Source organism: Rhodoglobus aureus, from assembly GCF_039527955.1.
Lineage (GTDB): Bacteria > Actinomycetota > Actinomycetes > Actinomycetales > Microbacteriaceae > Rhodoglobus > Rhodoglobus aureus.
Genome location: NZ_BAAAKW010000005.1, coordinates 13150 through 26667 on the forward strand (window position 1 = coordinate 13150; position 13518 = coordinate 26667).

Here is a 13518-nt window from a genome sequence, read left to right on the forward strand (position 1 = left end):
CTCCCTGTTTGCTGCACGAACATTTGCTGGATGCTGTTGGGGCGCGGGCTGGGCGTGGGCTAAGAGAAGATGGATCGGGCCGTTGCTGTCACATCGATTCGGATGCCCTCAGGCACCAGCAGCGAGACGAAAGGAGGTTTCCAGTAGGCAGAGAGGGACACTGTTGAGCTTGCAGAGTCGTTTGTGGTCGCTTCTTCGATCTGAAGTTCAGTGAATCCATCGCCTTGGCTTGCAGCTACGTAGTCGGCAACCGCTAAGGCGACTTTGTCCGCGGTGAGTTTGGGCCGGTAGCCGTTCGGGGTTAGCTCGACGTCATCAAGGTCGTACGACTCGGCGCCGACAAGTGCCGCTCCGTCGGCGAGTGTGAACAGCCGTTTGCGTTCGAGGTAGAGCGAGGTGGCGGCCACCACTAAGAAGATGAGAACGAGGGAAAGGAACCCGTAGAAGATCGTGAGTAGGAGCGCGGACCCCTGCTCGTCTTCGAGGGCGAGGCGGTGCTCGTGGGAGCTGCTCGGTCGGTTAGGTGTGCTCGGCATCATCGCGACCCCCTGAACTGCGACACCTGCTGGGTCGCAGTGGCATCGAGAGGGATTTGTACGGGAAAGTTGCCGGAGAGCACGGGAGGAGCAAGCGGTAGATCTATTACGACAGCAATATTTACGGTGACGTAGCCGTGACGCATGAGGCAGTCTGCCGGATCAGGTGTGCACAGGATCTCGACAGAAGCATCCGTGGGATCTATTCCGTAGTTATTGAGGGCGAATTCGATTGCTCGCTCGGCTGAGCCCTCGGCTTCAGAAAGGGTATCGGCCTGCACAAAGACGCGTGCGGCTTGGCGGGCTGCGCCCTCTGCCGCCAATGCTCCGCCCTGGATCGCCGACATTGTGAGAACGAGATACACCAGCGGGATCAGCATGATCATGCCGACGGTGATGAACTCCAGCGATGATGAACCCTGATCTTCGCGGAGACGAGCGACGGCGTGCCGCACGTTGCTGCTAACGCTAACGAACCTGCTCGATTGGGGCATAGCCAGACACCTCCAAGCCGTCGTCGATACCGATCAACCCGAATAACGGCAGGGGTGTGCGAACGGTGACGATGACCGATGGATGCCCGAGATAATCCGCAGAACTTGCTGTCACATCGGCGGCGTAGCCGGGCGATAGTGCGGTCGAGATGAGGTCGCGGGTGCGCGTGACGCCGTCGTTGAGTGAGGTGTCGGCGAGCGATGCAAAGCGGGCACCTTCTGCTGCGGCATCCAACACCGTGTTTCGGATGTGGAGGGCAAGCCCCAGCTGAATGACACTGAGAGTGAGCACGGTCAGCAAAGCGGAGACGAGCACAAATTCGACTACGGCGGAACCTGACTCCTCTGTGCGCAGCCGCGCGCCGGTCGACCGAGCGCACTGCCGGGGACACCGCCAAAGACGCTGCCTAGGCCGCTGCCGAAGCCACAGCGCAGACTCGACACCCGGACGAGGCGTGCGCACTAGAACCCCGTTACGCGATCAATCGCCTGTTCAAATACCGAGCTGAGTGCTGGGCCCGCAAGACCCCAAATAATGATCACGAGGCCTGCGGTCATTAGCGTAATCAGCACCCAGCCCGGCACGTCTCCGCGCTCTGAGGTGAGCGTTCTGGTGCCTCGGGTAAGCCCGCTCTTCAGATTCAGTTGAGATGATTTCACTCTGCAATCATCGAGCGGAACCCAAACGCGTGTGCAGTTTTTCCACAGCTAGTCGGACTTGGCGTCGCCATCCTGCTCAGCCTGCAACCTCTGCACTTCGTCTTCGACAATCGCATCAGCTTGAGCGATGTTGTCTGGCGAGGGCAATTCGGTGTCGGCAAGGATTGCGTCTTCTGTGCCCTGCGAGATTCCGCCGCCAGTTTGTGCGGCCTTCTTTCGTAGGCGATCGAGAGCAGCACGAAGCGGGTGGACCGGCTCGCGAAGAAGTGGCTCCTCGACTTCGAGCCCGTAGAAGTCACCAATGTGATCGACGAATTGGGCACGTTGGGCTCGGTCATAGGCGCGTCGCTCACGACTGAACGCCGTCACGGTAGCCGCACACATCATTAGCATCACCACGCTAAATGGCAAGGCAGAAAGAATTGCCGCCGTCTGCAAGGTTTGCAGACCACCAGTGATGAGCAGTGCGATAGCCAAGAACGAAGCCAGCAGTGCAAAGAAGATGCGGATACGCTTCGGCGGTTCTGCGGAGCCACCGGTAGCGATCATCGACATCACGAGCGCGCCCGAATCTGCTGAGGTGATAAAGAAGATACCGATGAGAAGGATGGCGCCGAACGTGAGAGCGGTGCCGGCCGGCAGTCCGGCGAGCAGATCGAACAGAGCCGAATCGGCATCGACTGATCCGTCTGCGGCAATGAGGCCACCCTGGCCGTAGAGCTCGCGGTAGATGGCATTTCCGCCGAGAACGCTGAACCAGAGGAACGTGAGAACGGTCGGGACTAGCATCACGCCGCCGACAAACTCTCGCACGGTGCGCCCCTTGGAAACTCGCGCGATGAAGACGCCGACAAATGGTGCCCACGACATCCACCAGCCCCAGTAGAAGGTAGTCCAGCCGGCCTGCCACTGTTCGCCAGCCTCACCGGCATATGCGCTGACGTTGAAGCTGAGCCCGATGAACCCTTGCAGATAGTTGCCCATTGACTGCACGAATTCGCGGAACAGGAACGCCGTTGGTCCGACAATCAGCAAGAACACCAGCAGTACGGCGGCCAAGAGAAGGTTGGTGGTCGAGAGCCATTTCATGCCGCGGCCGATACCCGAAACGAGCGACAGGATCGTGAACGCAACAATCACGACGATGACCATGATTTGAGTGGTGAGGTTCGACTCGGCAATGCCGGTCTTCTCTAGGCCAGCAGAGATTTGGAGAACTCCGAGACCGAGTGAGGTAGCAACGCCGAAGACTGTGCCGACGAGGGCGATGACATCAATGAGGTTGCCCCAACCGCCGTGCACCCGCTTGCCCAGCAGCGGCTCGAGCGTCCAGCGGATGGAAATGGGGCGGTCGCGACGGTGAATTGCGTAAGCGAGCGCGAGCCCGACAACCACATAGATGGCCCACGCGTGGACACCCCAGTGGAGGAAGGTTTGACTCATCGCCTTCTGCGCAAGCTCAATCTCGGTACCGGTAACACCGGGACGAGGGTTCGCGAAGTGACTGAGCGGCTCGGCAACGCCGTAGAAGACGAGCCCGATACCCATACCTGCGGCAAAGAGGAATGAGATCCAGGAGATCATCGAGAACTCGGGCTTGTCATCATCCTTACCGAGCTTGATGTCGCCGTAGCGACTGAACCCGAGCCACAGCGCAAACGCCACAAAGAACGCAGCGATCAGCACGTAGTACCAGCTGAACGAGTTGATGACGCTCGACTGCAGGGTGTCGAATACTGTCTTGGCGATCTTCGGTGCAATCATCGAGAACGCGGTGACCACGATGATCAGCCCAGCCGCAGGCCAGAACACCCACGGCGCCAACAGACGCGTTGCTTTGGGTCGCCCCGGCACCCCTGGTTTGGTGGGAAGGGTCGATCCTGCGGTCACTGTAATCTCCGATCGCCTGAGTCTGTGTCTGAGACTCATATGAGGCTTACAAGAATACAGATCGCACGATGACTAACTGGTGTTCGCCGCGAACCTCGCGCTCGCTATTTTTCGGACTCGAAGCGGTAGCCCAGCTGCCAGCGCGCACTGTCGATGGTGTCGAGGATCGCGACGGTCTCATCGAGCGAGTGCACGGGTGATTCAGTCAGGCCGGCTGCTACGTAGCCGGCGAGGGCTGTTGCCTGATAGCTGAGGCCCCGATGCGCAACGATTCCGGATTCGTCTGCCCAATGGATCGACTCACCATTGAATCCAGGCTGGGAGAGAGTCATGCTGCTGGGCGTGAAGAACGCTCCGCCGACCTGAAGCAGTGCATCCGTTCCCGCGATGGATGCGGTGATGGGAGTGCGCGCAAGGAGGGTTGTGTTGAGCTGCGCTTGGGCCCTGCTCGCGTAGCTGAATGTCAGCAGCGACTGCCCATCCACACCGGTCTCGATGAGGGAGCCAACGTTGTGGATGGCGGTGGGGGTGCCGAGGATTTGTGAGGCGAAGGCGATCGGGTAGATTCCCAGATCGAGTAGAGCACCTCCCCCGCTTTCTAGCGAGCGCACACGGTGGCCATCTGGCATATTCTGCCCGTGGTCTGCCGTGACGAGTTGGATGTCGCCGAGCACGCCATCGGCGATAAGTTGGCTGATCACGGATGTTTGCGGCAGGTAGCGGGTCCACATTGCTTCCATTGCGAGAGTGCCGGCGGCGCGTGCTGCGGCCACAATTTCGCGAGCCTCGGCGCCGTTCATGGCGAAGGGCTTCTCCACCAGGATGTGCTTGCCTGCGGCGATGGCCTGTAGAGCAAGGTCGAGGTGCACGTGTTGCTGTGCTGCGATGTAGACAGCGTCAATGTCTGGGTTAGCGAGCAGTTCTGCGTAGTCGCCGTAGGCCTTGGCGATGCCCCAGGTGTTGGCGAAGTCCTGGGCGCGATCGAGGCTGCGGGATGCTACCGCGACGAGCTGCTGGTGAGTGTGGGCTTGCACGGCGGCGGCGAACGTCGCGGCGATTCCACCGGGAGCGATGATGCCCCAGCGCAGTGCAGGAACCGAGTCAGCAGCGGGAACGATCGGGGCAGGGAACGTGGTGGGGAACAAAAGGGTCCTTGTCGTTGTGCGTGCCACCCGCTTGCCGCAGGCCTCGACCAGTCTAGAACCCGAGCTGCGCTCTAGTACCGGTCGTCTTTCCACACAACAAAAGTTAGCGAACTGGCCCCGCACCCGGCATGCTTAAGGCGTGACTGACAACAGTGCGCCCGCAATAATGTCACTCGAGCGCTTGCGGGCCGCTCTTGCTGATGCGGGGCTGACCTTGCCGCTCGACGGCATCGTGGCTCAGCGCGAGGCCGCGGCTGCAGCAGTCCGCCAGATCGACGACTACATTCGCCCGCGTTTAGCTGACCTCGATGCGCCACTTCTTGCGGTGGTCGGCGGGTCTACCGGGGCGGGCAAATCGACGATCGTGAACGCCTTGCTCGGGGTCGCCACGACTCGGGCTGGAGTCATCCGCCCCACTACTCGTCAGCCGATTCTTGTGCACGCTCCCGTTGATGCGGGGTGGTTTGCGAGCGATCGCATTCTGCCCGGACTCGCGCGAGTGCGCGGGCGGATAAGCTCGCCAGGCACGCCGGCCTCGAGCGCAGGAGCCGCCCCTGAGGAGTCTCGCATTGGCGAGCTCATGTTATTGGAGCACGAAAGCGTTCCTCGTTCGCTCGCGATTATTGACGCGCCCGATATTGACTCGGTAGCCGACGAGAATCGTGCCCTTGCCACCCAATTGCTCGCTGCCGCAGACCTGTGGTTGTTCGTCACCACAGCCAACCGCTATGCCGACGCCGTGCCGTGGCGCCTGCTCGAAAATGCCGCGGCCCGATCGATCACCGTGGGTATCGTGCTCAATCGTGTACCGCCCGGTGCTGCGGCTGAGGTGTTGCCCGACCTGCGCACCATGCTCGCAGACCGTGGCCTCGCCGACGCCCCCGTGTTCTCCATCGACGAGCAGCCACTCGACGCGCTCGGCATGCTTCCCGGTAGCGCCGTCGAAGGCCCGCGTGCGTGGCTCGAAGGAATCGCTGGGGATCGCGCGGCCCGCACTCGCATCGCCGCGCGCACCTTGAGCGGTGCGATCAGCGACCTCGACCGCCAGGTGACCCTCATTGCGGATGCCCGCCAGCAGCAACTCGACTGGCTCGACTCCGCGCACGCCGCCGCCGCCGCGCACTACGACACCGCGATTGATGCGGTGGATGCCGCGACCCAGAACGGCGCACTGATGCGCGGTGAGGTGCTGGCGCGCTGGCAAGACTTCGTCGGAACATCCGACTTCTTTCGCAAAGTTGATTCGTGGTTCTCGCGCACGCGCGACAGGGCAACAGCGTGGATAACGGGCAAGCCGAGCCCCGTGGTCGAGGTAGAGACACAGATCGAGACGGGCCTGCACGCCGTCATAGTCGACCAGGCCGGGCGCGCTGCGGCGGCCGTGTGGGCAGACCTTGAGCGCACCGCTTCTGGACGCACGATCGCTGAGCAGCATCCCGAACTCTCAGGAGAAAGCCCGGAACTGCGTCAGGCAACTACCGCGATGATTCGCGAGTGGCAGGGTGCACTCATGCAGCTCATTCACGACAACGCTGGCAATAAGCGCATCCGGGCCCGGGTGCTCTCGCTCGGCCTAAATGTGGTGACCGTGGCGCTCATGATCGTCGTTTTTGCCTCGACCGGTGGACTCACCGGGGGCGAAATTGCGATCGCTGGTGGTTCAGCGGTGCTCGGCCAGAAACTTCTTGAGACCGTCTTCGGCGAGGATGCCGTGCGCCACCTCGCGAGCGAAGCGCGCCTCGACTTGCAGCAGCGCGTGCGCACTCTCTTCGACACCGAAGTGGCGCGGTTGGGCTCCGCGTTGGAGCCTTTGCGTTTCGGGGCAAACCCCGAATCGCTGCGCCGCGAATCGCAGGTGCTGATTGACGACGTTGCGCGCGCGGCGAGGGACGACTCGTGAGCGCCGCCAAGCCGACGCTCGACGAGCGCATCGCCGCTCTGCGTACGGTGACCGAGGCGGGCGCTGGGCGTATCCCCAGCGCGATCACCGACGAAGCGCGGGCGCTTCTGCGCCAGGCCGAGGCGCGGCGATCACGCTCACCGGAGCACACCGTGGTTGGCGTCTTCGGCGCGACCGGATCGGGCAAATCGAGTCTGGTCAATGCCCTCGTGGGTGAGGACGTGGCGGTCGCCCACGTGCGGCGCCCGACCACATCGCAGCCCCTTGCCGTCACGTGGGATGCCTCGGGCTCCACCGAGCTGCTCGACTGGCTCGATGTGCGCGAGCGTGTCGAGCGCTCGACGCCGATCGACAAGCGCGCAAGCAAACTTGTGCTCGTCGACCTGCCCGACGTCGATTCGGTCGAGGCCAGCAACCGTGCGGTTGCCGAGCGGCTGGCGGGTCAGGTGGATGCCCTCATCTGGGTCGTTGACCCGCAGAAATATGCTGATGACGTGTTGCATGCCCAATTCATTGCGCCCCACGCTCGGCACGCCGCGGTGACCCTCGTGGTGCTCAATCAGGTTGATCTACTGAGCCCCGCCGATCGCACCGCTGTAGTGAAGTCGCTGCAGGCAATCATCGAGCGCGATGGCCTGCAGCGTGCTCGGGTGCTGCCCGTGAGTGCTCGCACACTCGAGGGTATTGACGCTCTCCGCACAGCGATCGGTGACCTCGCCGCTTCCCGTGCGGTTCGGGATGCTCGGCTCACCGCCGACGTACAAACGCTCGCCGCGCGCATCGACGATCCGGGTTCGCCGCCCCGACTGAACGCGAAGAATACGGTTCGTCTGCGCGACCAAGTGGGCACCGCTGCCGGGGTCGAGATCGTGGCATCCGCTGTCGCTCGCTCGTACCGCAAGCGCGCCGGGCAAGCCACTGGCTGGCCACTCGTATCGTGGATCGGGCGTCTGCGCGCCGACCCGCTCACGCGATTGGGGCTCGGCCCGAAGCGTCGTGGCGATGATCCCGAAGTACACCGCACGAGCATGCCTTTGCTGAGCGCCGGGGCACAGGCCGGCATGTCGATGGCGGTACGCGCCTTCGCTGATGACGCGGCTTCCGGGGTCTCTGCCCCGTGGCGGGCCAGCGTGCGCACGACGGCCGAGCAGGCTCTCGACGCTCTGCCCTCCGAACTCGACCTTGCCATCGCCCGCACCAACTTGCCCGCCCGCGGCTCCTGGTGGTGGGTGCTCGTCGGCATCGTGCAGTGGGTAACGGTCGTGGCCGGTTTGGCTGGCGCGCTGTGGCTGGTCGGGGTGGCGCTGCTGCCAACCTTCGGGCTACCTGCGCTGCTCATCCCCACGGTCGAGACCGGGCCGCTTGAAGGCTGGGCCATCCCGACACTGCTACTGATCGCGGCTGTGCTGGTTGGGGTGTTGCTTGGCTTGCTGTCTGCCGCGCTCAGTGCCCTCACTGCCGTCGGTCGCCGACGCCGTGCCCGCAAACGACTGCTGACCTCGGTGGATGAGGTTGTGCAGCGCGCCGTAGTGGCACCAGTGTCAGCAGCGCTAGATCAGGCGCGCGAGGTGTCCGCTGCACTCCAGGTAGCTCGGCGCTAGAACCCTACCTGCAGCACGAAGATGCCGGGGAAGATCGCGAACGCGATCGTGATGGGTAATATCAAAAAAACAAGGGGGAAGAGCATCGCGACCTCTTTCTTACCCGCTAGCTCGAGCAGTTCGCGCTTGGACTCTTCGCGAGCATCCTGAGCCTGGGCCTGCAGTACCTCTGACAGCGGGGACCCCCGATCGAGCGCTCCCAAGATCTGGTCGACGCAGCGCCCAAATGGCGGCAGCTCAAGTTCCCGCGAGAGCACGCCGAGGGTCTCGCCAAACGGCAAGCCAGTGTTGACGGAGGAGACGACGCGGGCGAGTTCTCGGGAGAGTTCGCCGCCGCTCACTTGCGAGACGCGGCGCACGGCATCCAAGATTCCTTCACCGGCGGAAAGGCTGAGCGCGAGAAATTCGAGTACGACAGGCAGTTCGGCGGTGAGACGACGGATGCGGCTCTTGGCTGAGCGTTGAAGCAAATAGTCGCGGGCCGTGATTCCCAGCACGCCACCCACAATCACGAGAACGACCTGCGCAATGAGAGGAACGTGTTGCGCGTTCGCAATTGTGACGTCGAAGACGACCCCGAGCATCGCTCCGCCAAGCACTGCGAGCAACTGCTGCGAACGATAGGCCTCCACGCTCATCTCGGAGCCTGCCTGGCGCAGACGTCGCGCGATCTGATCGCCGCCGCCCGCAACTGACGCGAGGGTCTCGCGCAGCCAGCGAACGGCCGGAACGAACAGCACGCCCAGCACTGGCAGAGGCCCGACCGAACGCGGAGCGACGTGCTCGCGGGCTCCCGCCGAAACATCGATCACGTAGGGCGCAACACGATTGGCGAGAGTCGGTCGACTTAGCCGGGGAATGAGACTGAGAATCGACCAGAGCCCCAGTCCACCAGCGATGCCCGCGACGACCGCCCAGGCGAGAGAGTCGCTCATGCGAACCACCTCGGCTGTTCAGGAAGTCGGCCGATGCCCGCCATGATCCGATAGGCCACAACAGAAAGGGCAAGACCCGCGACGATAAGCGCGATACCGCCGGGTGAGTTATACGCGAGTGCCGCCTCGGGGCGTGTGGTGAGCAAGAACAACACCACCCAGGGGGCCGCCAACCCCAGGCGGGCCGCGTTCATCACCCACGACTGCCGTGCCTCGATCTCGGAACGAATCGCTGCTTCTTGACGCAAATAGACGCTGAGGCTGCGCAGAACGTTGGTGAGTTCGCTGCCGCCAACTTCGCGCGACATCCGCAACGTTTCAAGGATGCGGTCCGCGACCGGGTCTGCGAGCCCCATCTTCAGTTCGTCGACAGCGATGGAGAAGTTGCCAGTAGAGCGATAGCGCTGGGAGAACGCGACGAATGCACTGCGAGTCACGGCCGGACCAGTCTGAGCGAGCGTCATAAGACTGTCGGGAAGCGCCAGCCCCGAACGCACGGCCGATACGAGCTGGTCGACGACATCTGGCCACACCACGCGGGTCGCTCTGCGCCGGACTCGCGCGCGCCAACTGATGGCGAGCATCGGAGCTAGGAGTGCAGTCGCCGCTGCACACACCACTACCGCGAGAACCGACGTGAGGACGACGGTGAGCGCTCCGACAGCGATGGCGAAAACGAGTGACACGATTACGACAATTACGGGACTTGTCGTGGGCAGCCCTGCCTGCACTAGTCGTTCCCGCATCCGGAGCGACCACGCGGATTGACCTCGCTGTTGTCGTTCCCGTCGAACCGGCCACATGAAGGTCGCGGCGATAAGCACTGTGCCTACCGCGAGCGCGATGCCCAGCAGAAGACTCACGCGACAGCCTTTAAGAGCAGGGAAACCGGATCGACTCCGGCGGCCTCGAATTTGGAGAGCCGGGCGGGGACCGCTCCCGTGTGAATGAGTGTGCCCCGCACCGTGCGGAAGAGAGCACTGCTTTCGACCGCCCCGTCACTGACCTCACCACTGAGTGACGCAATTTCGACGACCCGTCTGGTGCCGTTCGAGGTCAGCTCACAGTGCACGACAACATCCACCGAGCTCGCTACCGTTGGCACCACAAAACTGGAGTCGATATTGCGGCCGGCGAGCAGCGGAAGGGTGCAGAGCTTCACCAGTGCTTCACGAGCGCTGTTGGCGTGGATGCTCGACATGCCCGGCAGCCCGCTATTGAGCGCGATGAGAAGGTCGAGCGATTCGGCATCGCGCACTTCACCGACAACGAGGCGATCGGGGCGCATCCGCAATGCCTCTTTGATGAGGCGACGCAAACTAATCTCGCCGGTGCCCTCGAGACTGGGCTGGCGACACTGCATGCTGACATTGTCGTGGCTGGGCACGCTCAGTTCAAAGGTCTCCTCGACAGTGACCACGCGTTCGTTCGGTCGCGCCGCCGCCAACAACGCATTGAGCATCGTTGTCTTGCCACTTTGGGTCGCCCCCGACACCACAATGTTCTGTCCAGACAGCACACACAGCCGCAAGTAGTCGGCCGCGTGCTGGGTGAGACTGCCGAGCTCAACGAGGCGATCGAGATCGCGGATGCGCTGGCTGAACTTGCGCACGTTCACCGCCCAGTGGCGCCTCGTGACATCCGGAATAACGACGTGCAATCGCGAACCATCGGGCAGCGACGCGTCAACGAACGGAGAGCTGAGGTCGACGCGACGACCCGAGGTTTGCAGCATCCGCTCGACTAGGTCACGCACTTGACCATCAGTGAGACGGATGCCGGTGAACTCAGGCACACCATTGCGAGCAACGAACACGTGCTCGGGGCCGTTGATCCAGAGCTCCTCGACCGTGTCATCGTCGAAGAACGGCTGGAGCGGACCGTACCCGGTCAGCGCCGCCACGACCTCGCGGGTGGCCTGAGCCTCATCCGCGAGCAACGGCACTGAGCCGCCAAGAGCACGCTCGCTGTAGCGTCGCACCTCATCGCGCACATACCGCGACGCAAGTTCGCTGTCTCTCGAAAGATCAACCCCGTCACGGCGCACCCGCTGGCGAACCTGGTCGGCGATGGTCGTCAAGGCGTTAGACATGCTCATATTGTGCGGAGTGGGCGCCTAGTTGCTGGTTTGTTGTCCACAGGTGGCGCTGTGATCGTGAGGGAATTGCTCGCGCCACCGGCAGGCTCGTCGCATCACGATCACTGATATGATGATTACATCAATTCAGCAAGTGAAGGATCACGAGCTGTCACAACCGCATCGCACGCACCGATCAGGAGCACAGCAATGGTCGTTCTCGACGAGCGCAGGCCGCTCTACAAAATCAAGGCGAACCTCTTCAAGGGGCTCGCGCATCCGTACCGCATCCGTGTGCTCGAAATCTTGTCGAGCAACGACGAAGCGTCGGTAACGGAAATGCTGACCGCCACCGGGCTCGAAGCCTCCCACCTCTCGCAGCACCTCGCCGTGCTGCGGCGCTACGGTCTCGTCGTCTCCGAACGCCGCGCGAGTGTCGTCTACTACCACCTCGCACTCCCCCAGATTGCCGAGCTGTTGCGCGTTGCTCGCGTGCTGCTTGGCGAGATTCTCACCGATACCGACACCCAGCGCGCCCTCGTTGCCGGCCTCCCTGCGATTCCGGATGCCCAATGAAGAAGTCATGGCGGTCACTTCTACCGAGCCTCAAGGACTACCGCGAGCTGCGCACGAGCTGGCGCGGAGATCTGCTCGCGGGCATCACCGTCGGCATCGTCGCCCTCCCACTGGCTCTCGCTTTTGGCGTTAGCTCCGGAGTTGGTGCCGAAGCCGGGCTCATCACCGCCATCGTTGCCGGAATCGTCGCGGGGGTTTTCGGCGGCTCCAACGTTCAAGTCTCTGGCCCGACCGGCGCCATGGTCGTGGTGCTCGCACCCATCGTCGTCAGTCACGGCGTTGAAGCCGTCGCGATCGTCACCCTGCTCGCGGGGGTCATTGTCGTCATTGCGGGTGTGCTGCGACTCGGCCGCACCGTCAGCTACATCCCCTGGCCCGTCATCGAAGGCTTCACGGTCGGCATCGGAATCATCATCTTCCTGCAGCAAGTGCCCTCTGCGCTTGGCACCGAAGGAACCGAACACTCCACCAACGCGGTGCTCGCCGCCGCGGCCTTCATCACCGCCGCCCAGTGGCCCGCCGCCCTATTGCCACTCGCCGTCGTCGCCGCCGTGATCGCCATCATGCTGCTGCTCTCGCGCATCAGCGGGCGCCTCCCCGCCTCCTTCATCGCCATCGCGATCGTCACGATCATCGCGCAAGCACTCTCCTTGCCCCTCGTGACCATCGGCGAACTGCCTGCGTCGCTTCCCTCGCCCACCGTGCCGTCTTTCGACTTCGACCTCACCACGTTGATCGGCCCAGCGTTCGCCGTTGCCGCCCTCGCCGCAATCGAATCGCTCCTCTCTGCCCGCGTCGCCGCTGGCATGTCGGACACCGGGCCCTACAACGCCGACCGCGAACTCGTCGGCCAGGGGTTGGCATCCGTCGCCTCCAGCTTCTTTGGTGGGATGCCGGCCACCGGCGCCATCGCCCGCACCGCCGTGAACGTGCGGTCCGGGGGTCGCACTCGCCTGTCAGCGGTCGTGCATGCCCTCGCACTGCTCACCGTCGTCTACCTCGCCGCGCAGGTCGTCGCAGTCATCCCGTTGGCAGCACTCTCGGGCGTTCTCATGGCGACCGCCGCCCGAATGGTCTCTCCCACCCTTATCAAGACAATGCTGCGCACGGGCAAATCCGAAGCTGCCGTGTTCGTTATCACCGGCGTGATCACCGTGAGCTTCGACCTCATCATCGCGGTCGGCATCGGCATTGCCGTTGCCGCCTTCTTCGCCTTGCGTTCGCTCAGCAAGGCCAGCGGCGTGCACCGCGAAGAACTGCCCGGCTCCCCCGAACCCGGTGACGAACGCATCGCGCTCTTCCGCATCGACGGCTCACTATTCTTTGGCGCCGCAGAGCGCCTCATCGACCGCATCAACGAACACGAAGGACTCGAAGTCGCGATCGTGCGCCTCTCCCAGCTACATCTGATCGACGCCACCGGCGCCCACACCCTCACCGAACTCATCACCGCCCTCGAGAAGCGCCACGTAACCGTCATCATCAAGGGCATCCGCCCCGAACATCTGGATGTGCTGAAACGGCTCGGAGTGATCAGCTCGCTGAGACACCCCAACCATCTGTTCGCGGAGCTCGAGCCCGCGATTGAGCATGGACGGTCGCACATCCGGCGGTCGATGCCCGCGAGCGACGCCGCGCAGGGCTGACGCAGTCGCTCGCCGGAAGTCGCACGCGTGAAGCCGGTTACCTGCCACGTCCGGCATG

The 13518-nt window shown here is 63.2% G+C and carries 13 protein-coding genes; 4 read left to right on the plus strand and 9 right to left on the minus strand.

The features are described 5' to 3' along the window. Nucleotides 1-59: 59 nt before the first annotated feature. The 6 genes from ABD112_RS00875 to ABD112_RS00900 all read right to left on the minus strand — a co-directional run bounded on the left by ABD112_RS00875 (nucleotide 60) and on the right by ABD112_RS00900 (nucleotide 4752). On the minus strand, nucleotides 60-539 hold the full coding sequence (locus tag ABD112_RS00875; protein WP_343922328.1) for a Tad domain-containing protein: 480 nt from the start codon (nucleotides 537-539) through the stop codon (nucleotides 60-62). Further along, nucleotides 536-991: a hypothetical protein gene (locus ABD112_RS00880; protein WP_343922330.1), complete on the minus strand. Its 456-nt coding sequence runs from the start codon at nucleotides 989-991 to the stop codon at nucleotides 536-538. The genes ABD112_RS00875 and ABD112_RS00880 overlap by 4 nt, the downstream gene beginning before the upstream one ends. Before the next feature lie 13 nt (nucleotides 992-1004). Then, nucleotides 1005-1346 carry a TadE family protein gene (locus tag ABD112_RS00885; protein ID WP_425563783.1) on the minus strand — a complete coding sequence of 114 codons (342 nt, stop codon included), beginning with the start codon at nucleotides 1344-1346 and terminating at the stop codon, nucleotides 1005-1007. Nucleotides 1347-1492: 146 nt separating this feature from the next. Further along, nucleotides 1493-1675, minus strand: coding sequence for a hypothetical protein (locus tag ABD112_RS00890; protein WP_343922469.1), 183 nt, complete (start codon nucleotides 1673-1675; stop codon nucleotides 1493-1495). 63 nt (nucleotides 1676-1738) lie between these two features. Then, on the minus strand, nucleotides 1739-3619 hold the full coding sequence (locus tag ABD112_RS00895; RefSeq protein ID WP_343922332.1) for a BCCT family transporter: 1881 nt from the start codon (nucleotides 3617-3619) through the stop codon (nucleotides 1739-1741). A 65-nt stretch (nucleotides 3620-3684) separates the two neighbouring features. Then, nucleotides 3685-4752 (minus strand): Gfo/Idh/MocA family protein, encoded by a 1068-nt coding sequence (locus ABD112_RS00900; protein ID WP_343922334.1) that lies wholly within the window; start codon nucleotides 4750-4752, stop codon nucleotides 3685-3687. Between the two features lie 112 nt (nucleotides 4753-4864). Between ABD112_RS00900 and ABD112_RS00905 the strand changes: the two genes are divergently transcribed. Beyond that, nucleotides 4865-6625 (plus strand): dynamin family protein, encoded by a 1761-nt coding sequence (locus ABD112_RS00905; protein ID WP_343922336.1) that lies wholly within the window; start codon nucleotides 4865-4867, stop codon nucleotides 6623-6625. Continuing rightward, nucleotides 6622-8226, plus strand: coding sequence for a GTPase family protein (locus ABD112_RS00910; protein WP_343922338.1), 1605 nt, complete (start codon nucleotides 6622-6624; stop codon nucleotides 8224-8226). The genes ABD112_RS00905 and ABD112_RS00910 overlap by 4 nt, the downstream gene beginning before the upstream one ends. Here the strand turns inward: ABD112_RS00910 and ABD112_RS00915 are convergent. The 3 genes from ABD112_RS00915 to ABD112_RS00925 are packed head-to-tail and all read right to left on the minus strand — an operon-like array spanning nucleotide 8223 to nucleotide 11253. Further along, complete coding sequence (locus tag ABD112_RS00915) at nucleotides 8223-9161, minus strand: type II secretion system F family protein (RefSeq protein ID WP_343922340.1); 939 nt, start codon at nucleotides 9159-9161, stop codon at nucleotides 8223-8225. The genes ABD112_RS00910 and ABD112_RS00915 overlap by 4 nt on opposite strands. After that, nucleotides 9158-10024 carry a type II secretion system F family protein gene (locus tag ABD112_RS00920; RefSeq protein WP_343922342.1) on the minus strand — a complete coding sequence of 289 codons (867 nt, stop codon included), beginning with the start codon at nucleotides 10022-10024 and terminating at the stop codon, nucleotides 9158-9160. Before ABD112_RS00920 ends, ABD112_RS00915 begins: the two co-directional genes overlap by 4 nt. Continuing rightward, nucleotides 10021-11253 (minus strand): TadA family conjugal transfer-associated ATPase, encoded by a 1233-nt coding sequence (locus ABD112_RS00925; RefSeq protein WP_343922344.1) that lies wholly within the window; start codon nucleotides 11251-11253, stop codon nucleotides 10021-10023. The genes ABD112_RS00920 and ABD112_RS00925 overlap by 4 nt, the downstream gene beginning before the upstream one ends. Nucleotides 11254-11448: 195 nt before the next feature. Here ABD112_RS00925 and ABD112_RS00930 point away from each other — a divergent pair, with 195 nt between their 5' ends. Both ABD112_RS00930 and ABD112_RS00935 read left to right on the plus strand, forming a co-directional pair. After that, a complete protein-coding gene (locus ABD112_RS00930; protein WP_343922346.1) occupies nucleotides 11449-11814 on the plus strand; it encodes an ArsR/SmtB family transcription factor in 366 nt (121 codons plus the stop codon). Beyond that, nucleotides 11811-13460 (plus strand): SulP family inorganic anion transporter, encoded by a 1650-nt coding sequence (locus ABD112_RS00935; protein WP_343922348.1) that lies wholly within the window; start codon nucleotides 11811-11813, stop codon nucleotides 13458-13460. The genes ABD112_RS00930 and ABD112_RS00935 overlap by 4 nt, the downstream gene beginning before the upstream one ends. The last annotated feature ends 58 nt before the right edge of the window (nucleotides 13461-13518 follow it).

Bases quoted from the DNA above. Each gene is read 5' to 3' on its own strand.
- ABD112_RS00935 (WP_343922348.1), top strand. From the start codon at position 11,811: ATGAAGAAGTCATGGCGGTCACTTCTACCGAGCCTCAAGGACTACCGC.
- ABD112_RS00875 (WP_343922328.1), bottom strand. From the start codon at position 539: ATGATGCCGAGCACACCTAACCGACCGAGCAGCTCCCACGAGCACCGC.
- ABD112_RS00915 (WP_343922340.1), bottom strand. From the start codon at position 9,161: ATGAGCGACTCTCTCGCCTGGGCGGTCGTCGCGGGCATCGCTGGTGGA.
- ABD112_RS00925 (WP_343922344.1), bottom strand. From the start codon at position 11,253: ATGTCTAACGCCTTGACGACCATCGCCGACCAGGTTCGCCAGCGGGTG.
- ABD112_RS00895 (WP_343922332.1), bottom strand. From the start codon at position 3,619: ATGAGTCTCAGACACAGACTCAGGCGATCGGAGATTACAGTGACCGCA.
- ABD112_RS00930 (WP_343922346.1), top strand. From the start codon at position 11,449: ATGGTCGTTCTCGACGAGCGCAGGCCGCTCTACAAAATCAAGGCGAAC.